Source organism: Bacillus sp. 16GRE42 (genome assembly GCF_019837435.1).
GTDB classification, from domain to species: domain Bacteria; phylum Bacillota; class Bacilli; order Bacillales; family Bacillaceae_G; genus Bacillus_A; species Bacillus_A wiedmannii.
This window is the reverse complement of the sequence record NZ_JADAXF010000002.1, coordinates 496375-518397: the sequence shown is the minus strand read 5'-3', so window position 1 is coordinate 518397 and position 22023 is coordinate 496375. Positions and strand designations below refer to the sequence as shown.

22 protein-coding genes and 1 pseudogene are annotated in these 22023 nt (G+C 35.3%); 16 read left to right on the top strand and 7 right to left on the bottom strand.

Annotated features, from left to right (window positions below):
• Window positions 1–6: 6 nt before the first annotated feature.
• The 3 genes from ILS93_RS14990 to ILS93_RS14980 all read left to right on the top strand — a co-directional run bounded on the left by ILS93_RS14990 (window position 7) and on the right by ILS93_RS14980 (window position 3018).
• Window positions 7–1539 carry a fatty acid--CoA ligase family protein gene (locus tag ILS93_RS14990; protein ID WP_064476868.1) on the top strand — a complete coding sequence of 511 codons (1533 nt, stop codon included), beginning with the start codon at window positions 7–9 and terminating at the stop codon, window positions 1537–1539.
• Between the two features lie 112 nt (window positions 1540–1651).
• Window positions 1652–1903, top strand: a complete 252-nt coding sequence (locus ILS93_RS14985; RefSeq protein WP_064476867.1) for a hypothetical protein — start codon at window positions 1652–1654, stop codon at window positions 1901–1903.
• Between the two features lie 89 nt (window positions 1904–1992).
• On the top strand, window positions 1993–3018 hold the full coding sequence (locus ILS93_RS14980; RefSeq protein WP_149173352.1) for an S-layer homology domain-containing protein: 1026 nt from the start codon (window positions 1993–1995) through the stop codon (window positions 3016–3018).
• 73 nt (window positions 3019–3091) lie between these two features.
• On the opposite strand, the gene ILS93_RS14975 is transcribed toward ILS93_RS14980, so the two are convergent.
• A complete protein-coding gene (locus ILS93_RS14975) occupies window positions 3092–3637 on the bottom strand; it encodes a TetR/AcrR family transcriptional regulator (protein ID WP_088047861.1) in 546 nt (181 codons plus the stop codon).
• Between the two features lie 168 nt (window positions 3638–3805).
• Between ILS93_RS14975 and ILS93_RS14970 the strand changes: the two genes are divergently transcribed.
• Both ILS93_RS14970 and ILS93_RS14965 read left to right on the top strand, forming a co-directional pair.
• The gene (locus tag ILS93_RS14970; protein ID WP_222660784.1) at window positions 3806–4723 is read left to right on the top strand and encodes an alpha/beta hydrolase; all 918 of its coding nucleotides are present in this window, start codon (window positions 3806–3808) and stop codon (window positions 4721–4723) included.
• A gap of 146 nt (window positions 4724–4869) precedes the next feature.
• Window positions 4870–5976 (top strand): metallophosphoesterase, encoded by a 1107-nt coding sequence (locus ILS93_RS14965; protein ID WP_222655097.1) that lies wholly within the window; start codon window positions 4870–4872, stop codon window positions 5974–5976.
• A gap of 143 nt (window positions 5977–6119) precedes the next feature.
• Here ILS93_RS14965 and ILS93_RS14960 read toward each other — a convergent pair whose 3' ends face one another.
• Window positions 6120–7010 (bottom strand): type II CAAX endopeptidase family protein, encoded by an 891-nt coding sequence (locus tag ILS93_RS14960; protein WP_222660782.1) that lies wholly within the window; start codon window positions 7008–7010, stop codon window positions 6120–6122.
• Between the two features lie 33 nt (window positions 7011–7043).
• The gene (locus ILS93_RS14955; RefSeq protein ID WP_088047857.1) at window positions 7044–7397 is read right to left on the bottom strand and encodes a DUF5412 family protein; all 354 of its coding nucleotides are present in this window, start codon (window positions 7395–7397) and stop codon (window positions 7044–7046) included.
• A gap of 340 nt (window positions 7398–7737) precedes the next feature.
• On the opposite strand from ILS93_RS14955, the gene ILS93_RS14950 reads away from it, so the two are divergent.
• Window positions 7738–8715 (top strand): HD domain-containing protein, encoded by a 978-nt coding sequence (locus ILS93_RS14950; protein WP_088047856.1) that lies wholly within the window; start codon window positions 7738–7740, stop codon window positions 8713–8715.
• 35 nt (window positions 8716–8750) lie between these two features.
• Here the strand turns inward: ILS93_RS14950 and ILS93_RS14945 are convergent, their stop codons facing one another.
• Entirely contained in the window at window positions 8751–9875 is a 1125-nt protein-coding gene (locus ILS93_RS14945; protein ID WP_088047855.1) for an anti-sigma factor, read from the bottom strand.
• A gap of 5 nt (window positions 9876–9880) precedes the next feature.
• Window positions 9881–10366: an RNA polymerase sigma factor gene (locus ILS93_RS14940; RefSeq protein WP_064476859.1), complete on the bottom strand. Its 486-nt coding sequence runs from the start codon at window positions 10364–10366 to the stop codon at window positions 9881–9883.
• Between the two features lie 137 nt (window positions 10367–10503).
• Between ILS93_RS14940 and ILS93_RS14935 the strand changes: the two genes are divergently transcribed.
• Window positions 10504–11406, top strand: coding sequence for an AraC family transcriptional regulator (locus ILS93_RS14935; RefSeq protein ID WP_088047854.1), 903 nt, complete (start codon window positions 10504–10506; stop codon window positions 11404–11406).
• Window positions 11407–11604: 198 nt separating this feature from the next.
• On the opposite strand, the gene ILS93_RS14930 is transcribed toward ILS93_RS14935, so the two are convergent.
• Window positions 11605–13347, bottom strand: coding sequence for a sensor histidine kinase (locus tag ILS93_RS14930; RefSeq protein WP_098111241.1), 1743 nt, complete (start codon window positions 13345–13347; stop codon window positions 11605–11607).
• Between the two features lie 9 nt (window positions 13348–13356).
• Complete coding sequence (locus ILS93_RS14925) at window positions 13357–14061, bottom strand: response regulator transcription factor (RefSeq protein ID WP_149173347.1); 705 nt, start codon at window positions 14059–14061, stop codon at window positions 13357–13359.
• A 140-nt stretch (window positions 14062–14201) separates the two neighbouring features.
• On the opposite strand from ILS93_RS14925, the gene ILS93_RS14920 reads away from it, so the two are divergent.
• The 9 genes and pseudogenes from ILS93_RS14920 to ILS93_RS14885 all read left to right on the top strand — a co-directional run bounded on the left by ILS93_RS14920 (window position 14202) and on the right by ILS93_RS14885 (window position 21955).
• On the top strand, window positions 14202–15059 hold the full coding sequence (locus tag ILS93_RS14920; RefSeq protein WP_064476855.1) for a CPBP family intramembrane glutamic endopeptidase: 858 nt from the start codon (window positions 14202–14204) through the stop codon (window positions 15057–15059).
• A 149-nt stretch (window positions 15060–15208) separates the two neighbouring features.
• Window positions 15209–15508, top strand: a complete 300-nt coding sequence (locus tag ILS93_RS14915) for a hypothetical protein (protein ID WP_064476854.1) — start codon at window positions 15209–15211, stop codon at window positions 15506–15508.
• A gap of 11 nt (window positions 15509–15519) precedes the next feature.
• Window positions 15520–15708 carry a hypothetical protein gene (locus tag ILS93_RS14910; protein WP_064476853.1) on the top strand — a complete coding sequence of 63 codons (189 nt, stop codon included), beginning with the start codon at window positions 15520–15522 and terminating at the stop codon, window positions 15706–15708.
• Between the two features lie 134 nt (window positions 15709–15842).
• Window positions 15843–17111 carry a M48 family metallopeptidase gene (locus tag ILS93_RS14905; protein WP_064476852.1) on the top strand — a complete coding sequence of 423 codons (1269 nt, stop codon included), beginning with the start codon at window positions 15843–15845 and terminating at the stop codon, window positions 17109–17111.
• 135 nt (window positions 17112–17246) lie between these two features.
• A pseudogene (locus ILS93_RS29200) lies at window positions 17247–18026 on the top strand (MCP four helix bundle domain-containing protein); the annotation flags it as partial.
• Window positions 18021–18974 (top strand): methyl-accepting chemotaxis protein, encoded by a 954-nt coding sequence (locus tag ILS93_RS29195; RefSeq protein ID WP_412678090.1) that lies wholly within the window; start codon window positions 18021–18023, stop codon window positions 18972–18974. The pseudogene ILS93_RS29200 and the gene ILS93_RS29195, both read left to right, overlap by 6 nt.
• Before the next feature lie 212 nt (window positions 18975–19186).
• Window positions 19187–20089 carry a DMT family transporter gene (locus ILS93_RS14895; protein WP_064476850.1) on the top strand — a complete coding sequence of 301 codons (903 nt, stop codon included), beginning with the start codon at window positions 19187–19189 and terminating at the stop codon, window positions 20087–20089.
• Between the two features lie 83 nt (window positions 20090–20172).
• Window positions 20173–20844: an S-layer homology domain-containing protein gene (locus ILS93_RS14890; protein ID WP_222660780.1), complete on the top strand. Its 672-nt coding sequence runs from the start codon at window positions 20173–20175 to the stop codon at window positions 20842–20844.
• Between the two features lie 451 nt (window positions 20845–21295).
• Window positions 21296–21955, top strand: a complete 660-nt coding sequence (locus ILS93_RS14885; protein ID WP_222660778.1) for an S-layer homology domain-containing protein — start codon at window positions 21296–21298, stop codon at window positions 21953–21955.
• Window positions 21956–22023 lie beyond the last annotated feature (68 nt).

Genomic DNA, 22023 nt, shown 5'->3' with positions numbered 1-22023 from the left:
GTTTTTGTGAATCTCGTTCAATCTTTGGCTGAAACGGCGAAAAAGAAGGGGGATAAACCGGCTTATATATTTATGGATCAGTCGGTCTCGTATGACCAATTAAACAAAATGGTCACAAGGTTTTCTAGCAATTTAGCAGCAATGGGCATTGGAAAAGGGGACAATGTCGCATTAGTTGTTGGAAATTCACCACATTTTTTGGTCGGTTTATACGGAACAATGAAAGCTGGAGCAACTGTCATTCCAGTTAATCCAATTTATACAGCAGACGAAATGCATTATATTTTACAAAATGGAGATGTAAAAACAATCATCGTACTCGACGTCCTTCTACCTGTTATACAATCTCTTACAACAAGACTTCCTTCACTTGAAAACATCATCATATGCGAAACCTCATCAGATTTTAACCATACAGAAACCGAAAAAATGAAAACGTTTACGAGAATGATAGGGGCTGGAGATTTAACTTACGAAGGCCCAGATCTAGATGAAGAAGATGTAGCGGTTATTCTATACACTTCAGGCACAACTGGAAAACCGAAAGGCGCTATGTTAACACATAAAAATTTATATAGTAATGCGAGCGATGTGGCGTCGTATTTACAATATACGGCTGATGATCGCGTCGTTGCGGCACTGCCGATGTTCCATGTATTTTGCTTAACAGTAGCAGTAAATGCGCCAATTGTGAACGGAGCAACTATTTTAATGTTACCGAAATTTAGTCCGAAAGAAGTATTCCGTATTTGTCGCACGTACGAGCCAACGATTTTTGCTGGTGTACCGACAATGTACAATTATTTATATTTATTTGAAGAAGCAAGCGCAGAAGATGTGAAGACGCTTCGCCTTTGTATTTCAGGTGGTGCATCAATGCCTGTTGCTCTTCTGCAAAACTTTGAAAAACGATTTGATGTAATTGTTTCAGAAGGATACGGTTTATCAGAAGCATCACCAGTTACTTGTTTTAACCCGCTAGATCGTCCGCGTAAACCTGGATCAATCGGTACAAATATTTGGCATGTAGAAAATAAAATTGTGAATGAACTTGGGGAAGAAGTACCTGTTGGCGCAGTCGGTGAATTAATCGTTCGCGGACCTAACGTTATGAAAGGATATTATAACGCGCCGGAAGATACAGCTGCGACATTGAAAGACGACTGGCTGTATACAGGTGACTTAGCGAAAATGGATGAAGAAGGTTACTTCTATATCGTTGATCGTAAAAAAGATATCGTCTTAGTTGGCGGTTATAACGTATACCCTCGTGAAGTAGAGGAAGTATTATATACACACGAATCTGTAGCAGAGGTTGTCGTAATTGGCGTTCCTGATGAAAACTTAGGAGAAGCAGTGCGAGCTTACGTCGTTCTAAAACAAGCTAACGTAACAGAAGAGGAACTTATGCATTATTGCAAGTTACATTTAGCGAAATATAAAGTGCCAATGAGTATCGAATTTTTAACAGAGTTACCAAAGAATACGACAGGTAAATTGTTAAGAAGAGCTTTGAGAGAAAAAGCGATACAAGTATAAAAATAGGGGCAACCATCTTTATGAAGATGGTTGCCTTTGTATTTTTTAGAATTGGTTAAGCTATAACCCCATATATTTAAACCGTAATATGACTAATAAGGAGGAGATATACGTGGAGCAAAAGGAATTACGTTTACGGAGAGTTCAATACCTTATTTGTGACATTATGGATGAAATGAATTCTGAAAATGAGAAGAAAAACTTAGAAATTTTGCAGCAAGTAATCGATCATCTTTCAGGTGCAATAGGTGATTTAGTCGATCCATCAAGCTCGTATTCTATTGATTATTTGGAAAGAAAAGTTCACACGGCGCATTATTTACTTTTTAATAACGAGCGGAAGGCGTACTTATGTAGGAAATAGTATTATTAATTTTATTTGACATTGATAATCATTATCAATATGATAGTTATGTTGGGTATATTCATATAAAAGGAGATGTCGTATTGATAATGATTAAGAAAAAATATGTTAATGCGTTCGTTATAGCAGCAACTTTAGCAGTTCCATTCAGTGGTATTATGGCACCGATTGCGAAAGCAGAAGCGGCAGTAGAAATGAAAGTAAATAGCAAACTAGCAGATGGCACATATGACGTTATTTTAAAGACTTATAAAGATCAAACGAATGATACATCAGTTGCGTCTACATATTTGAAAAATGCAAAAGTAACCATTCAAGGTGATAAAAAAATCGTTACGCTAACAGTTCAAGATAGTAGCTATTTTCAGTATCTTAGAGTAGAAGATCCAAATAAAGTAGGGACATTCCATGATGTAAAAGTAATCTCCGAAGATAAAACGAATAACGGTACGAAAGTTGTTCAATTTGAAATTGGGGAGTTCTCGAAAAAATATAATATGCAAATGCATATATTAATTCCAGCAATTAAATATGATCATAAATATCAACTGCAGTTTGAAATTGATGCGAGTACAATTAAAAAGGAATCTAAATTCCCAGATGTACCAGCTTGGGCACAAGAGTCAGTTCAATATTTAGTAGATAAAGGAGCAGTGAACGGTAAGCCAGATGGTACATTTGCTCCGGCTGAAAATATCGATCGTAGTTCAGCTGCAAAAATATTAGCAACTGTTTTAGGGTTAGAAATTAAGAAAGATGCGAAGCCATCATTCCGTGATGCACAAAATCACTGGGCTACACCGTACATCGCAGCTGTTGAAAAAGCAGGTATTGTAAAAGGTGATGAGAAGGGTAACTTTAATCCGAGCGGGTTAATTAACCGTGCATCAATGGCTTCTATGCTAGTAAATGCATATAAATTAGAAAGAAATGAAAATATGAAACTACCAAAAGAATTTGCTGACTTAAACAATCATTGGGGTGCGAAGTATGCCAATATTTTAATCCAAGAAAATATTTCAATTGGAACAGATAATGGCTGGGCTCCAGATAAAGCAGTAAGCCGCGCAGAAGCAGCACAATTTATTGCGAAGACGGATAAGTTGAAGAAATAAATTGAAACGTATACTAGATTTAGCATAAATAAAAAAGGAAAATTTGCAGTTCAAATTTTCCTTTTTTGCATTGTTATATATTCCTCTTCATTAACTCCCCAACCTGCGTCGCAACATACTCAATATCATTATCAATTTCATCCAATACGTAAGATTCCAAAATGCCCATGACAGCTGTTCCTAAAAATTTTAAAACGATGTGTGTATCAATGTTTTTATTTACTGACGTATTCGTGTTTAGTTTTTTCGCTAGTTCCCCCATGATGAACGTTAGGAACTTTTTCTGAAACGATAATGTGCTGTTGCTTCTAAATAACGATGCGAAAAATGGTTTGTGTTCTTTGAAGTATTCAAACCATATGACAGTTCCTTCTATATAGCCTTTTGTTTGTTTTATATCGCATATTTCTCTTAATTGATTTAAATGGTCGTCCACAATTTTGTCTAATAAATTGTATTTATCTAGGTAGTGTAGGTAGAAAGTTTTTCTGCCGATGTTTGCTTTTTCTGTAATGTTTTTTACTGTAATTTCATCAAAGCCATCTTCAATTAACATTTCGATAAATGCGGATTGAATGGCGTTTTGTGATTTTATAATTCTTCTATCGATTTTCTCCATATAATGTTCCTCCGTTATTGATACACATATTTCGTTATGTGTGTATTATCACCCAAATGCGCAAATGTGGTCATTGAAACAAGTGGTTGCTCGCTTTATTATAAATATACACGTGAGTATTAACTCTCACAAGTGTAAATTTAAAATACAGTAAGGGTGGTTTTATATATGGCAGTTACGAAGAGAAATGTACGTTTTTATGCAAGAGGATTACAAGTTGCAGGTATTTTAAATATTCCTGTAGGTGCTGAGGAAAAGAAACAAAATGCAGCGATTGTTTGTGTGCATCCAGGTAGTAGCTGTAAAGATCAAACAGCAGGATTATATGCGGAGAAATTAGCAGAACGAGGTTATGTTACGCTTGCGTTTGATGCATCGTATCAAGGTGAAAGTGAAGGGGCACCGAGATATATGGAAGAACCAGCTGCGCGCGTTGAAGATATTCGCTCAGCAGTGGATTATGTAACTACTCTCCCTTATGTAGATGAAGAACGCATCGGTGTGTTAGGGGGTTGTGCAGGCGGTGGTTATGCGGTAAATGCCGCAATGACAGAGCGCCGTATTAAAGCAGTTGGCACAGTTGTTGGTGCAAATATTGGGCGATTAAACCGTGAAGCTGATCCGATTGGGGTGTTAGAGGCGATTGGTAAACAACGTACTGCTGAAGCGCGCGGAGCAGAGGCAATGATTACAAACTGGATTCCTAAAAATCAGGAGGAATTAAAGGTAGCAAGTATGACGGATATAGATATTGTAGAAGCAGTTGAGTACTATACAACACCGCGAGGGCAAAGTGTTAACTCTCCAAATAAGTTAAATTTTACGAGCATGGGATCGGTAATTGGTTTTGATGCGTTCCATTTAGCAGATACATTATTAACACAGCCGTTACAAATTATTGTCGGCAGCAAGCAAGGCGCATTCGGTTCTTATAAAGATGGTCATGAGTTGTATGAGAAAGCAGCTTCAGAGAAAAAAGATTTACTTGTTGTGAAAGGTGCGAGTCATTACGATTTATACGACCAACCAGAACCAGTAAAAATTGCAGTTGAAAAATTAACAAGTTTCTATAACGAAAATCTGTAAAAGTAATTTTGTTTTGAATTGCGCCTCTAATTGCTAGATTTGCATCTAGCAGTTAGAGGTTTTTATTGTAAAGATTGCTGTGCTTAATATTTACGTTAAACGTGCATAACAAGATATAATAGAAGAAATTAAGAAGGAGGCTATCTGTGAAGAATTTTCGTTATTTCAATATATTTACTATTTTAATTGTATACACACTACTCATGTTTTACATCGGCTGGAACGGTTGGGTTTGGCTTAGTAGGGTGTTTGGCTGGGAATCTTGGGGATATTACGCTTTCGTAGTCGGTTTTATTTCATATGCGTACATTCTCGTGCAAGTGTTTAAGTTTTTGCCATTTCTACGAACAATAGGTTCAATTTGGTTTGCGGTCATACAATACGCGCTTATGTTGTTACCACTTGCTGATATTACAGTTTTCCTTCTACAGTTTGGGGTGGAGAAAGAGACCGCAATTATTTGGACAGGAACGGCCGTGTTACTTGCGTTCATCTTCATTTTTGCATATGGAGTATTCAACGCATATAGCCCAGTAGTAAGAAAATATGAGGTGCACATCCCGAAAAAAGTAGAGGGACGTAAAAGCTTACGCATTGCGATGGCTTCGGATATGCATTTTGGTAAATTATCTGGCGTTTCGCATTTGAAAAGACTTGTCCGTCATGTAAATGAGATGGAGCCTGATATTATTTTACTGCCAGGAGATATTATCGATGATCATCCAGGTGTGTTCATTCAAAAAAATATGGGGCCAATTATGAAACAAATGAAGGCTCCATTAGGCGTATATGGTGTGTTAGGAAACCACGAATATTACGGACGAGCGGTTCCGGAATTTTTACAAGAGATGGATAAGATTGATATTCGTATTCTGTTAGATGAAGTGATTACAATTGAAGATCATTTTTATATCGTTGGAAGAAGAGATAAAACAGAGCGAGATCGCCAAAGTTTTGAAAGTTTAATGAGTACGGTAGATAAATCCATGCCAGTTATCGCAATGGATCACCAACCATTTGAGTTGAAACAAGCAGCGGATGCTGGCGTCGATTTACTATTATCCGGTCACACGCACCGCGGACAAATGGCGCCGAATCATATTGTAACGAGAAGAATGTACGAACTAGATTGGGGATACGCACAAAAAGGTGCATTCCACGCGATTGTTTCTTCTGGTTTCGGATTCTGGGGACCACCGCTTCGACTTGGAAGTAGGTCGGAGATTGTACAGGTGGAAGTTACGTTTGAATAGTGTTATAAAATTTTACTTATTTAGAAGTAGAATCACATACGCATTAAGCTGAAAATTTCATCCGTTACTAGCATTTGAAGTGTAAAAAGAGGATTATACATGACTAATATGTATAATCCTTTTTTGTTTCGCAACCGCGCCCTTTACTTAAATAAAATTTCAATTAGTTGTAGTGGATGTGCATTAATTAGTCCATGGACAATAATAATTGCCCATACTTTGCGATAACGTACCCACAAATATCCGAGGAATAGACCTACGATACCAAGGTTCACAATAACTGTAGCTGTATCAATATCCCAATGACCAGAGCCATGTAATGCGATATGCCAGCTCGCCCATAACAATGATGTAAGAAGAATAGCCGGCCAAGTGCCTAGTAATAATTCCAAACGTGTTTGCAACCAAACCCTATAAAAAAACTCTTCCAGTACACTATTTATAAGAAAGCCTACAAGTAAAATTAATATTAAAACTATGGGTTCCATTTTAGCCGAAACAAATGGTGTAGAGAATGTAGAAAAGAAGTTGAAGTACCCCCATATTATAATGACAATAAGTGGTGTAAAACGATACCATTTATGATTTTCTATTGATTTCATAGATTTCAGTCTCTCTTTTTGGGGATTACTTTTATAAAACAAAAGAAGCATGAATGGGGTGAATAATAATAAAATGATTTTAAATATCATAAACCAAAATTGTAATGCCATCCCTTCAAAGTTCGTGGTGAGAAGACTAATTGTGAAGAGGGATCCGCTCAAGAACAAGACAATAGCTTGAATCATGATGCGCCTTTGTTCAAACTGTTGAAGAGGATTATAGTTTTTATGATGAGACGGTAAGAAACGGATAAGGAGTATACCGATCATAACAGGGACCCACTTGTGCCAAAAAGGCATCGTGTCCTTATGATCTCCACTATAACGAATATTTGTTTCGCCAATCCATATAAGCCAAAGGGATGAAAGCAAAATGACAAGTACACATAATCCACCAATTAACTGCCCTATTTTTGGAAAATAACTGTCCATAGATTCCCGACCTTTCGTACTATAACTGTAAAACTAGTTTTTTCTAAAATCATACGTGTCCGTCTCTACATGTAATTTATGTTTATTAATCATCACTGTATGATCGTCTAACCATTGTACAGTTGCATCTTCTTCACGATAATTCCAGTATAGATTTTTCGTGTTCATAAATTTTTTATTATTTGCTACAAGCTCTCCTCTTATAGCAAAGCTAGTCGTTGCGCCGCCATTATGCCTGTATATATGTAAAGTATACGTTTTATCTGGTGAGTGGATAGATTGAATCTTTTCACCGCCTGAAACCCCAGATAAAGTGAAGAATTTCCAATATCCTAAACTAATTAATAAAATAATGATGAATAGAATGGTGAAGAAAACCTTTTTCATGTTTCCCCTCTTTCCCTTAACGGCCATACTTGTATTAAATCAAAGAAGAATAAAACTGGCAATGTTATCCTTTTTATCGCCGGAATATGTACGTTTCTATTTCTAGCGTCCTGTTCACGATTTGGAATGAAAGTCCCCATATTTTTCAATAAAAAAAGGCTCCATATAAGGAGCACTCAATAAAAAATGAATTAAAAGAAATAACAGAAATAACAGACATGTATAATATACAATATTAAAAACTAAACATCAATATATTTAGATTTAATATTTATATTGATGTTGATTTCATAAAAGAGGTACGATTATAAGACTAGGCTGAAATAAAGGGGGATTATAAGTGATCATATCAGATGTACTATACGGTGAGTTTGAAGTAGATCGAGTAGTAGAAGAATTAATTTTAAGTAAGTCTGTGCAAAGGCTGAAAGGTATTCATCAAGCCGGTGCAAGTTATTTAATGAACGAGAAATGGAATGTAACGCGCTTTGATCATTCAGTTGGCGTTATGTTGTTAATTAAGAAACTTGGTGGTTCAGTAGAAGAACAAATTGCTGGTTTACTGCATGACGTATCACATACTGCTTTTTCCCACGTGATTGATTACGTTTTTCATAATGAGGATGAAAGTTATCATGAGGAGATATTTAGTTCTGTTGTGAAAAACTCAGAAATTCCAGCGATTCTTTCAAAGTATGGTTATAACTATGAAGATATTTTGTTAGATGATTCGAAGTGGACGTTACTGGAAAGGTCAGCACCAGAATTATGTGCAGACAGAGTGGATTATACGTTACGAGATATGTATACATATGGGTATATTCCGTTAGAAGAAGTTCACAGTTTTTTAGAGGATGTCGTCGCTGTAGATGGGAAAATGGTTCTTCAAAGTATCGAAATGGCTGAGTGGTTTACAGAAACGTATTACAAAGAAGTAATCGATTTCTTTATGAAGCCAATGAATATTTACGGAAATGATATGTTAGCGAAAACGTTAAAGTTAGCTCTTCATAAAAAGGTTATTCATGCAGATGATTTTCTTCTTGAAGATGATGAGCTAATTTCGAAATTGAAGCAATGTAGTGAGCCAGAAGTAGATGCTTTATTAAGCAAAGTTCATCCGAATGTAAAAGTAAAAGAAGATAGAAACGATTATGATTTGTATCAGAAAAATAAAGTTCGTCTTATTAATCCTCTATTACTTCGTGAAGGGGAAGTTGTTCCATCGTCTGTTGTGTCAGAACGAATAAAACAGATGAGTGAGGTCGCTTATGAAAAAGCGGTGAGAGGGATGTATGTGAAAGTGATTTCGGATTAAAAAAGGAGAGCATCACTTTGCTCTCCTTTTTCTCATTAATAATCAAACCAATTCCAAACCTCAATATCTCCAAGAGTCGCATAACGCACGTGCGGTGAGTTTTGTAATTTTAATAACTCTTTCGACGGACCAGTAATGACAATGCCGTATACTTTTACACCGTTATCTTTTACATACTGATAGCGCTTATCTAAGTTCAGATCTTTTTCACGAGTCCGAGTAGCTTCACTCACAGTTTTTTTATATTCAGAAAGAATGCGCATCATTTCAATTACTTCATCTTCTTTTGTCTTCGGTTGTTCTGCTTCACTATCAGGAAGATCTATATGTTCTTGAAATCCGATAACCTCTCCGCTATGCAAGATAAAATCGTCTTCATTTATTCTCTCTTGTCCTGTGTCTAAAGCGTACCATATAGGAGTTGGCGGCATTTCTTGTGCTTCAAATGCGCTATATAGAATTGATTCTAATTCTTGTAAAGCGTAAGGTTTGTCAAACGATAGCGCTACTTCTGCAACGGTTCCCTCATGTACCTTTCCAAGTGTATCCCACACTTTTTTAGATGATTCTTTCAAAGAAGCATCTTCCTTGATTTTTGGATGAACAAAGGAAAGTTTTTTTGAATAGGCTCTGTTTTCCCAAGATTGATTTGTGACAGTTACAGATGATAAGAAACTACTCATTGTTACTGTACCAATTGGAAATTCTTTTTTGCCGATTGTTTTATATAAATTCATTTCAGTCTCTGTACGGAAGAAGGGTTTAACCTTCGTATTTCCTCCAGCGGAACGACTATTTGGCATTGTTGCTTCTAGTGCGAGTGCTGGTATATCATCCACTTTCCGGAAGTTTTTCATTTCGTTCGAATAGAAGTAAAAGGAAGATGAAAAATGACCAATAAAATAGATTGCTATACAAACAGCAAGGACAAAACTAACGGTTTGCCAACGCTGTTTCCATTTTATTTTCCAAAATGAGATTTTAAGATTTTGTGGTGGTAGTCTTTTCTTTATCGGTTCACTCTTCGAAAGCAACTCATCTAAGTAAGCTTCACACTTTTCACATGTTTCAATATGATTTTCTAACAGCTCCTGTTCATCATGCGTAAGTGTTCCATTTTCGTACTTCTTCCATAGTTTTTTAAACTTTGTACAACCCATCCCTATCACTCCTTTATGCTTTTCGTTTCTTTTCGTCCCCGGTGTAATTCAATTTTTACTTTCGCTAGTGAGAGACCAGTCATTTCGGCTATTTCCTTATACGAGAATTCGTAGTAATCTCGTAGTAGTAACACATTGCGTCTTTCAAGAGGAAGAGCAGATAAACTGTCTAACCAACTAGCAATCTCGTGTTTTACGAAATAAGAGTGCTCTGTACTTGGTACGTTTGGTAAATGGAATTCTGCAATTGTCGTTGTTTTATATCTTTTTTCTTTTCGATACCAATCGATAAAGGCGTTGTAGGCAATCGTAAATAACCAAGGCCTAATTTCTTCTCCTTTATAATAGTCAATATGGACGAGCATTCGATAAAATGTTTCTTGCATGAGATCTTCCGCGTAGTGGGAATCTCCGGTTAGGGAGAGAAGATAGCGAAATAAATCTTGCATATGTTCGGAGTAAATTTCTTCTAATGATTGTTTGCGTTTCACTACATTTCCCTCCCTTCATACATAACAACGAAATACATATAAAAAAGTTACAATTTTTCATGGAATTATAGTAAAAAACGTCAAGAATTGGATAGGATTCTCTTTTATCATAATACATATAAGGCGGGTGAACAGAGATGGAAAGCTATGAGACACAAATTCAAAGGTCAATTGATTATATTGAAGAAGATGTAATGGAAAAACAGACGCTGCGTAATTTAGCGCGTATTGCAGGTTTTTCTGAGTCGCATTTTCATCGTGTATTTCAGGCGTTAGTAGGTGATACAGTAATGGAGTATGTTCGAAAGAGGAGGTTAGCTCGGGCAGCTTATCAACTTTCTCATACGGATGAAAAAGTTATTGATATTGCATTTGAGCATGGCTTTCAATCTCATGAAACGTTCACGAGAGCCTTTAAAAAAATATTTCAAATGACACCGAGTGAATATCGAAAACAAGAAATTGAAACACCGATGTATTACAGCGTGAATGTAAAGCAAAGAAAATTAAATCCGTATTTAGGAGGCATACAAATGGAATATCGTATTGTAAATAAACCAGAATTTTTAGTGGCGGGTTATGAGCTGAAGACGACAAGTAAAGAAGGGAAAAACCATCAAGACATCCCAGCATTTTGGCAAGAATATTTACAGAAAGATCTTGGAACGACAATTCCGAATCGTAAAGATACGAGCCAATGGGTAGAGCTTGGATTATGTACTGATTTTAATTTAGAAACAGGGGACTTCACTTATATAATTGGAATGGAAGTTACAGGATTTGAAAATGTACCAAATGGAGTTGCGAAGCGTACTTTCCCAGCAGCGACATATGCTGTATTTACAACGCCGAAAGTTCCTCATGACGAAATGGTATCGTCTATCCACCAAACGTGGAATGCGGTATTTTCAGAATGGTTCCCGCATTCAGGATACGAACATTGCGGCGTTAATGAATTTGAACTATACGATGAGCGTTCCCATGCAGATAAAAGTGAGTTCGCTCAAATTGAACTTTGGATACCGGTGAAGAAGAAATAATAGAAAGAAAAGCGAGCCACTGAGTGGTTCGCTTTTTTTCATATAGGTTGCTATATTTGATGATTTTTGTCGGTAAGTCGATATATCTTGAAAACCGCGGATATATTTTGAGTTGCTCCGATATATTTGAAAAATCACCGATATAATTTCACTTACCTCTGAACTCCGCCAAAAAAAAGACGCCACATAGCGTCTTTTCTACGAATGAAACGGGAACACAAGTATAATCGTTGTTCCTTTTCCAAGTTCGCTATCAATAGAAATCGTTCCGTTATGAGCATGAACGAGCTGTTTCGTAATGGCGAGGCCAAGCCCCGTTCCGATGTTGCTTTCTTCTGTATTTGTTCCTCTGTAATATCGCTCAAATAGAAGTTCTTTCGTTTTGTCATCCATTCCTTTTCCATTATCTGAAATAGAGAGTGTAAATGAAGTAGCGTTTTGGGAAAGTTTTACGCTCACATTTGTCGTTTCATTATTATGTTTTACAGCGTTTACGAGTAAGTTTTCGATAATACGCTGGAACCATTTTTCTTCAATGAAATATTGAATTTTATTTGAGCTCGGTACGAATTCAATATTTTGATTTTGAAGTGTCGGATTATTAATAAATTGTAATAATACTTTTTGGACGAATTGATTCATTTCAATGTTTACGTGCTGCGCAGGAAGACTGTTATTTTTTAATTGATACGTTAAGCTTAAGTCATCGATTAATGTCGTCATATATTGAGATTTCTCTTTCATAACGCTGCCGAATTGTTGAATGTCGCGATCAGTCCAGTTGTACTGCTGTGATTCTAGTAATAATGCGTAGCCATATATAGAACTAAGTGGTGTTTTTAAATCGTGCGTTAGACCGGTAATCCATTCTTCACGTGTTTGCTGCAGTACTTGCCTCATTGCATCATTTTTTTTGAGTGTAATAGAAAGATGCTCTAGTGAATTTGTTACATCACTAAATAAGCGGAATGACCATTTTTCTTTCCCAGATCGCCGGAACCTGACAGGTTTCCCTTTTTTACTAACAGGTTCTTCGTACTTTCCACCAGCGATGTTTTTAAGCCAGCGCATCGCATGGAGTAACGGTTTTCCAAATTTATTACCGTACCAAATAGAAAGAATGACTAAATAAACAAATACGATAAGAAGGATTAATCCGCATCCGATTAGAAACTTTTTAGTAAATACATCGTCTATTTCATCATCTGGATAGTAGTACTCATTTTTGGCAGTTACAACAAGAAGATGATTGCTATTTGTTTCGTAAAAGCTAGACGTGTTTTCTTTATGATTCCACGGTTCCTTTTCGCTAAGAGCAGCTTGTATGGCAGAAAACGTTTTTTTCTTTCCAGCTGGATAGGAGAATACTTCTTCGCCATCACTATTAAAGATTTGAAGTGCTGCTTTTTCTTTAGAAAGTAACTGTTTTTCTTCTTCTGTTAATGTGAACGAATCCGTAGATACAGACGGGTGCTCTTTCTGGATTGTTTTCAGTAATACATTGCTTTTTAACATACCGCCGTATATAACAAGTACGTTCTTTTCTTCTAGTTCAATTTCCCAATATGTAAATGTATAAGGGCTTTCTATATGATTCTGTATATACGAGAATAAAGATGTTTTCGTATAAGATGTCGGTACGTCAATCGGCGTATTAAAGTGATAGAGAACTTTTCCGTTTTCCGCTACAACTTGAATCCAATCATTTTTTTCTTTAATTAAGTCTTTTACTTCAGCTTTTAACGAAATATCGCCATCTTCTGAAGAGATATATTTTGAAATCATAAAATTATCAGCATCTGGAATATTCGGTTCGTATGAAGTACTAGTAACAAGGAAAATTAAATAAGTGAAAGCAGCTACTACAGCAAGCAGTAATGTAACTAAAACAAATACGTGTTGCATGATAAACTGGATAATAAGTCGTTTATTAAAATTCATATCGTCACCCTACTTTGTAATGAACTTATAGCCAAGTCCTCGAACGGTTTTTATATATTCTGGTTTACTTGGGTCTTGTTCAATTTTTTCACGTAGTTTTCGAATGTGAACCATAACGGTATTATCATCGCCATTATAGGCAGGTGCTCCCCAAACTTTTTCGTATATTTCTTCTTTCGAAAATACGTAGTTCGGATTCTCGCAAAAGAAGAGTAGTAGCTGAAATAGCTGGGCGGAACATTCGACAACATGTCCACCTACTGTAAGCTCTGCGGAATATCGATCAATTTCAAATCTACCAAATGAACTGAAGTTTGCTTTTTGTTCGTGTGGTACTGCTTGTTTCATATGTCTTCGGAGTTGTGCTTTCATACGAGCGACTACTTCAAGTGGATTAAATGGCTTCGTAATATAATCATCTGCACCGTGTGAAAATCCAGATATTTTATCTAAATCAGATGTTTTGGCTGTGAGGAAGAAAATAGGACAATCGGTTTTTTGGCGAATGATTGGACAAATATCAAAACCAGATTGTCCAGGAAGCATGACATCTAAAATAATTAAATCGTAATCGTTTTGCTCGGTGAGAGATAAAGCTATTTCAGCGGATGTTGCAGTTGTAATATGAGAAAAACCTTCTTTTTCAAGAATGGTAGTTAGTAATTGTAAAATTGCTGTTTCATCATCAACGAGCAAAATATTTGCTTCATACATAAAAATCCCTCCTAATTTCCTCGAATATCATATCATCTTTCTGTAACTTATGGAATTTTTAAGGAAATTTTAAGGTTTTCTTTCGCAAAAAATTAAGAATCAAATGATATGATAAAAGTAACATAGGGGAGGAGAAGAGTGTGAATCCGTTTCAAACGATGCGAGCTAGATATTTTTTAATTGTATTTGCACTATTAACTTTAGTTGCAAGAGTCAGTAATGAATTGATAGAAAATACATTTCATATGCAAAATTCTGCTTTTATAAATATTCTTATATTCTACATCCTTCCGATTACATGGATTTTTTATGAGTATAGAAAACACCGTGTTTCCTTTTCATTATTTGTTAATAAAAATGAAACATTTAACCTGGTGCAAGTTTTATACATTGCGATTATGTTATGCGTATTTAGTTACGGGTATCTTATTTTGTACATGTATAGCTTTGCGTGGATTACACCGGAATTTATTATGAACGCATTACGTGAACCGATTATAGATAGTACAGGGGGCTATGTATATCAAGTTATTATGGTCGTATTCATCGCACCAATTATTGGTGAATTTGTTTTTCGCGGATTTTTACTGCAACGCTTTGCAGCAAAATGGGGAACGAGTATAGCGATCATTGTAGTAGCGATGTTGTTTGCGTTGCTACATGTTGATTTCCTAGGCGCAGTTGTATTTAGCGTTGTACTATCGATCGTATATATTCGTACGAATAGTTTACTCATGCCAATTGCTATTCACATGTTAAACAATGCATTTGTAATCGGTGCTTCTTTTCTAATAAATAAAGAAGAGATAATGAGTTTTGCAGATTTCTCAAATTATACGACGTTCTTTCCAGGACTAATTATTTTTATAACGGGATTAAACTTAGTACTCATCTTTTTATTTGTTAACCGCAAATATTGGAGTAAAGAAATGCCAGCTATATATGTAGAGCAAGAAAAGAGTTTTTCAGATGTAGTGGGGGATAAAGTGAAACTATAATTAGCCATCATCAATCTGGCGTTTACGGACAGCTCGACTCTGACCTAACTTCTTTGCTCCAACTGAATTTTGATGTGGGAGTTTTACTGCCCGCAAATAGCGGGATAAATGAGATGAATAAGGCAATTGAAAGGGATGTATAAAATTATATGAATGAAACAATATCATCAAATAAGTTTTTTTATTTGATTTTGCTTAGTATTGTGCTGATAACGACAGTCAATGTTATTCTTCGCTGGGAGGAAGCTTATTTCTTTATGTATTTAGCACTCCATTTGTTAGGAATATTATGTATAAGCGGCGGAATAGTTGCTGAAAAAAAGAGTGAAGAAAGCATTAATTATATGTGTGTGACCGGTCTAATTTTACTTTTAGCTGTACAAGGTATTATGAAATATAGTTCTTTTTCTTTACAAGATTTTAGTCTATTGATGGATGTACTTCCTTAAGGGGGCACGTTATGTTATGTAAGAAGCAAATAGGATACGTACTAGTTTTAATTGGATTTTTTACGCTTATTGTAACGACGTTATTTTTTCAGGACTATGAATATATACGCTATATAAAAGGCGCTGGTTTCATATGTTGGGTTGTAAGTATATTTCTTATCCCAGATTATGAACCGAAGAAAGTGTCTAAAGGTAGGTAAAACTCTTCTTTTTGTAGAAGAGTTTTTTTATATAACTAGAAGGCTCTCGAGCAATTCGCGTAATAAGCTTGTTCTAATTTAGCATGTACGAACTTACAATAATAATAGACAGGCAGCATAGAGGAGGGAATAGCGTGAGGAAGGTTATTGGGTGGTCGCTTTTTTTGTACGTTGGGTTTGCATTGCTTATATATTGGTATTTATTTGGATGGAATCATGAACTTATTCCGGACATGTATAAAGGAACGAGTGCAGATCCAGAAACGTTTATGAATGCAAGAGAGCTTACGCTAAGCCAAGATTATTCGCGCGTGAAAAATTTACTGTACTTTTTAGCGACGCCTCTTGAATGGATTATTTTATTATTTGTACTTGTGCTCGGTGTTTCAAGAAAGTTTGAGAAATGGTCGAAGGAAACGACGAAAATAAGTGTCCTGCAAGTTGCGATTTATTTCTTTTATTTATCACTACTCACAACAGTTCTTGCCCTGCCGATGCAATGGATTAGCCGAAAAGTGTCCGTTGATTATGGCATTTCAACGCAAAGTACACAAAGCTGGATAAAAGATCACGTTATCGGTTTTTGGGAAAGTTATGCGACGATGTTAATTGTAGTTGCCGTTCTTCTATGGCTTATCCGTAAATTTCCGAAGAGATGGTGGCTAGCAGGATGGGCACTCTCTGTTCCATTTACAATCTTTTTAACATTCATACAGCCTGTCGTTATTGACCCACTGTATAACGACTTCTCGACGCTGCAAAATAAAGAATTAGAAACGAAAATTTTAGCGATAGCAGATAAAGCTGATATTCCAGCTAAACATGTATATGAAGTAAATATGTCGGAAAAAACGAATGCGTTAAATGCATATGTAACAGGAATTGGCCCTAACGCCCGTATTGTAATGTGGGATACAACGCTTAAGCAATTAAAAGATAAAGAGATTTTATTTATAATGGCCCATGAAATGGGACATTATGTTATGAAACATATATATTGGGGCGTAGCGAGTTATATGTTGCTATCGTTTATAGGGATGTATCTCATTAGCCGTATTATAAATATGTGTATTCGAAAATGGGGAGGTACGCTGCAAATTTCAAAAGTAGCATGTTTTTCAATTTTACCTTTATTTTTCTTAATTTCTTCTGTACTCTCTTTTGCATCACAACCAGCAACAAACTACGTTTCACGAATAGAAGAACGAGCGGCAGATCAATATGCTTTAAATATGACGAAAGATGGAAAATCTGGTGTGAGAACGTTTCAATATTTATCAAAAACAAGCTTAAGCCAAGTGAATCCACCTGCGTTAGTAAAATTTTTCTTATACACACATCCACCGATTTTCGAAAGAATTCATACGTTTGAACAATATGAGAAACAAAAAAACAAGAAGTAGCGATTATGCTACTTCTTTTTTATAGAAATATAAGTTTGGTATTGGGAATATTTATCATTGCTTTTTATTGTGATTTTGTAAATAATAAGCTATAAAATTCTAAAAATCTATATATAAAGGAATAAAGGTGAAAAAATGTATTTTTTAAAAAATTTAAAAGTGAAATATAAATTATTATCGCTTATTTCATTAGCAGTATTGAGCATGGTAATTATGAGCTGCGTAGCAATTAATTCTATTAACAAGATTAAGCATGATACAGAGGTTGTAGTAGATGATTATCAACATTCTGTAGTTTTATTAGAAGGAATGCTTCGTACACAAAATTCACTAGAGTATAACTTACTAGAATTAATTACAGCGTCACCAAATGAGGGGACAAATAAAGAGGGGATTATTGGTAATATTGAAAAGGATCTTGAAAAATATGATTCTTTATTAAAAGAATATGATGATGGCTTCAATTTAAGTAAGCAAGAGGATGAACTGTTTCAGAAGATGAAGAAATCTTTGCCAAGTTATATGGAGACATATAAGAAGTTGTTTGACAAAGCGAAGGGAACAAATGAATCTCAAATGGTAAACGAATTTCATAAGGAATTAAAACCGAAGGGAGTAGAGTTAGCTAGTTATGCCGTAGATCTAGAAGCGTATGTTTCAAATTTAGCTGACCAAGTATTTAAAGATTCTCAAAAAATGATAGATCGGTCCGTTATTACTTTTATCATTCTTGTAGTAGTTACTACAATCATTATATGTATAGTAAGCTATATTATTAGCAAGCTTATAGTTGCTCCTTTACAAACGGTTAGTCGTATGATGGAAAGAGCAAAAGAAGGAGATTTAACTGTACATGGTGAGTATAATGCTAAAGATGAATTAGGTGTATTAGTAAGTGATTTTAACGAAATGATTGCAGGGCTAAGAACGAATATGCAAGAAATAGAGAATAATATTCAGCTTTTATTCCAACATGCAGACGGAGTAGTATCTGCATCGGAAGTATCTAGTGGTGCAGCGAAGAAAATCACTATAGATATTGAAGAAGTTGCAAATGGCGCAGAGAGTCAAATGCAAGCAATGGAGCAAACTGCGGGTGCGATGGAAGAGTTGACACAAGGAATGCAGAGCATAGTGAATACATCATCCTCTGTAAATGAATTGTCTGCTCAATCAGCATTAGATGCAGAGAGTGGTAACAAATTAATGAAACAAATGATTCAACAGATGGATACAATCCAAAATTCAGTACATAGCGGTGTGAAACAAGTAGAGACTATGAAAGAACAATCAGAAGAAATTGTTAAAATCATTGATGTTATGCAAGGTATTACCTCTCAGATTAACTTATTAGCATTAAACGCCGCAATTGAGGCTGCACGTGCTGGGGAAAGTGGTAGAGGATTTGCAATTGTGGCAGATGAAGTAAGAAAATTAGCAGAACAATCTAGTGATTCTGCAAAACAAATTGAGAAGCTTATTACTCAAGTTATGGGAACAACGAACCATACGGTACATATGATGGGGAAAGTAGATAATGAGGTACAGGCAGGTACACAAGTAGTAATGCATACAGAAAAAGTATTTGGAAAAATTACAGAAAAAGTACAGCAAGTATCTGAGCAAATTCAAACGGTATCTATGTCTACAGATGAAATTGCAGCGAGTAGTGAAGAGATTTCGGCTTCTGCAGAAGACATGGCTCAAATTTCCCAAAGATCATCTGACCGAACTGATAGGGTAAAAGAGTCTATTCAACAGCAAGAAAAATCTGTTCAAGAGATCTCGGTTTCAATTGAACATATGCATAATGCAGCCGGAGGATTAAAACAAATAGTTGCCCAATTTACTCTTCAAAAGTAGTAGTATATTTAAGTTTTAATATAGAAAAATTCTTCTCAATGAATAAAAAGATCATCCTATGTAAAAAAGGATGATTTTTTTATGGGAATTTTGTGCGGGTACTATTTTGTATATTCTAATTTTTTACAATTTTCCAATTCTAATATATAATAATACGTGATGTTTTGGAGATTTTTCGTTTGTAAAAGGTAGGTTATAGGAGGAGAGAAAGGGTGTTCAATAAAAAATCAATGCCGGCTATAAAAATGATCCTTTCGATGTCTATTTTCGGATCAATTGGATTTTTTTCTGTTCAAACAGGTTTACCGTCTTTTGAATTAGTATTCGTTCGTTGCATTTGTGCGACTATATTTTTAGCATTATGTTGGCTCGTAACAGGACAGTATAAAAGTGAGAAATGGAATAAAAAAGAAGTAATGCAAATATTAGCATGCGGTGTATTTCTCGTTTTTAACTGGGTATTTTTATTTAAAGCGTTTGAAGTGATGTCGATTACAATTGCGATTTCAGTTTATCATCTTGCACCCATTATCGTATTAATGATTGGTAGTATTGTATTTAAAGAAAGGCTTACAGTGTTTGCGGTTATGTCCATTGTCATTTGTTTTATCGGTACCGTTTTAGTAGCTGGAATAGATGGAAGTCTATCGCTCGAAAAACTGATGTCGTCTGGAATGGTATGGGCACTTCTTGCAGCTTTATTTTATGCTTTTACTACTTTATTAGGAAAAGGAATTCAGCATACGAGCGCATATGCAATGACCTTTTTACAAACATTTTTAGGTATATTTTTATTGCTACCATTCGTAGATTTTGGCAAGTTTCAAGGGTTAACAGAGATGAACTGGATGATGATCACAGCGACAGGACTTATACATACGGGATTTGTATATTACTTATTTTTTGACAGTTTAAGAGGTTTATCGACGAGATTAATTTCTGTATTGGTGTTTTTAGATCCTGCGGTTGCAATCCTATTAGATACAGTGTTTACAGGATTTAGACCAACTAGTATGCAAGTAGTAGGGATTGTTCTTATATTTGTAGGAATGGCATTTACTTTTCGAAAAACAAAGGACGAAAAAATAGCGGTAAAAGAAAGTTTGTATTCTTAATTGTAAATAATTAGGTGTATTCTATTGGGAATTTTTTTATTTTTTGTACAATATAAAAGATAGGAAAATAAAGGAAAAGGTAGATGAGAGAGATGAAAAAGCTAGTAAAGGTAGCGACATCGTTAACTTTAATGGGAGGAATATTTGTAGGTGCAAATGGCGTGTCTGCAAATACAGATGTTATCGAAAAATCTGGTCCTAATATTATGATAGAGTTTGATGATGTAACAACAGGTCATTGGGCATATGATGAAATTACGAATTTAGTATATCATCGCATTATGTATGGGTATGGAAATGGTAAGCTTGGGACAGAAGATAATATAACACGCGAACAGGCGGCGGCAGTATTACATCGTGCACTTCATTTAAAGCGTAGTGTGTTTAATGAAAATCCATATGGAGATATTAGTGGGAAATCGACAATGTTTCCTTACGAAATTTTACATTTAACGAATATTGGTATTTTTAAAGGAGATGAAAATGGAAATTTCCGTCCGAAAGATACACTGACTCGTGCAGAATTAGCACAAATTTTAACGAAAGCATATGAGTTGAAAACAAAGAGTCCACATACATTTACAGATATACCAGAAAACCATTGGGCAAGAGATGCAATTAGCGCATTACAGTCTAATAATGTAGCGGTAGGAACGGGAAATGGCAAGTTCGAGCCTGAAATGCTCGTTACACGCGGGCAATTTGCGAAGTTTTTACAACGATCAATTGATAATTCTCCAGGGAAAATGGAATAGATAAAGAGAAAGCTCATAATTTGTAGAGGAGACATCCTTCGCTCATTATGGGCTTTTATTAATAGATAGGTTCTTATTTTCGTATGTTGTAGTCCAGTGGATATTCTTTGTCGAAACGTCGATATATAAGGAGTAACAACATATATTTGCGTTTTTTGTCTAGAAAATGAACTTTTAAAATGTGAAGGATTTCTTTTTTAGAAAGTAGAATATTTAATGTATAGAAACACCTTTAAATGACCATAGGAAAGGGAAATGATTTGCGTACAATTCGGTATAAAAATTGAAATTGAGAGCGAATTGGCTCTCCTTTAGTAGTGATTTTCACAATAATAGATTTTTTAAATGTAATATATTGCATAATGGGTGCGAAGGCAACATATGTAATATTGGAAAGGATTGCAGTCTATTATTTTCCGTTTTTTCAAATGGAGATAAAGGGGAGAGGGCAATGAAGAAGAACATGTTACGTATAATGGCAACGGTAACTATTATGGGCGGCTTGTTTGTAAGTACAAATGTTCCAAACGTAAAAGCAGAAGAATATCCAGAAATGATTGTTTTTGATGATGTTCCAGTAAACCACTGGGCATATGACGATATAATGGACGTAGTATACAATAAAGTAATGTTAGGCTATGGAAATGGTAAGTTTGGTGTAGGAGATAATGTAACACGAGAACAAGTAGCAGCAGTACTCTATCGTACATTGAATTTGAAAAAAGAAGGACCTTTAAAAAATCCATACAAAGATATTTCTGAGAGGGAAACAATGTTTTTAGATGAAATTTTAGTATTAACAAAGCATGGTATTTTTGAAGGTGATGAAAAAGGAAACTTTAGACCAGCCGCACCTGTGACACGTGCAGAAATGGCGCAAATTCTTACGAAGGCATTTACATTTGAGGTAAAGAAAAACCATACATTTAAAGATGTACCAAATAATCATTGGGCAAAAAATGCGATTAGTGCACTGCAGTCTAATCATGTCATAGTAGGAACAGGAAATGGGAAATTTGAACCGAATACAGTTGTAACACGTGAGCAATATGCAACGTTTTTAAATAAAGCTGTTTTTTATTTTCCTGTAAAAGATGAAGATTATGAATAAAAGTTAAAATATAAGGACATTTAAAATATATCAATATAATATAAAACAAGAAAAAAGCGCGGAAATCC

Bases quoted from the DNA above. Each gene is read 5' to 3' on its own strand.
- ILS93_RS14980 (WP_149173352.1), top strand. From the start codon at position 1,993: ATGATTAAGAAAAAATATGTTAATGCGTTCGTTATAGCAGCAACTTTA.
- ILS93_RS14885 (WP_222660778.1), top strand. From the start codon at position 21,296: ATGAAGAAGAACATGTTACGTATAATGGCAACGGTAACTATTATGGGC.
- ILS93_RS14890 (WP_222660780.1), top strand. From the start codon at position 20,173: ATGAGAGAGATGAAAAAGCTAGTAAAGGTAGCGACATCGTTAACTTTA.
- ILS93_RS14925 (WP_149173347.1), bottom strand. From the start codon at position 14,061: ATGTATGAAGCAAATATTTTGCTCGTTGATGATGAAACAGCAATTTTA.
- ILS93_RS14910 (WP_064476853.1), top strand. From the start codon at position 15,520: ATGTTATGTAAGAAGCAAATAGGATACGTACTAGTTTTAATTGGATTT.
- ILS93_RS14915 (WP_064476854.1), top strand. From the start codon at position 15,209: ATGAATGAAACAATATCATCAAATAAGTTTTTTTATTTGATTTTGCTT.
- ILS93_RS14970 (WP_222660784.1), top strand. From the start codon at position 3,806: ATGGCAGTTACGAAGAGAAATGTACGTTTTTATGCAAGAGGATTACAA.
- ILS93_RS14955 (WP_088047857.1), bottom strand. From the start codon at position 7,397: ATGAAAAAGGTTTTCTTCACCATTCTATTCATCATTATTTTATTAATT.
- ILS93_RS14975 (WP_088047861.1), bottom strand. From the start codon at position 3,637: ATGGAGAAAATCGATAGAAGAATTATAAAATCACAAAACGCCATTCAA.
- ILS93_RS14960 (WP_222660782.1), bottom strand. From the start codon at position 7,010: ATGGACAGTTATTTTCCAAAAATAGGGCAGTTAATTGGTGGATTATGT.
- ILS93_RS14935 (WP_088047854.1), top strand. From the start codon at position 10,504: ATGGAAAGCTATGAGACACAAATTCAAAGGTCAATTGATTATATTGAA.
- ILS93_RS14930 (WP_098111241.1), bottom strand. From the start codon at position 13,347: ATGAATTTTAATAAACGACTTATTATCCAGTTTATCATGCAACACGTA.
- ILS93_RS14945 (WP_088047855.1), bottom strand. From the start codon at position 9,875: ATGGGTTGTACAAAGTTTAAAAAACTATGGAAGAAGTACGAAAATGGA.
- ILS93_RS29195 (WP_412678090.1), top strand. From the start codon at position 18,021: ATGATTGCAGGGCTAAGAACGAATATGCAAGAAATAGAGAATAATATT.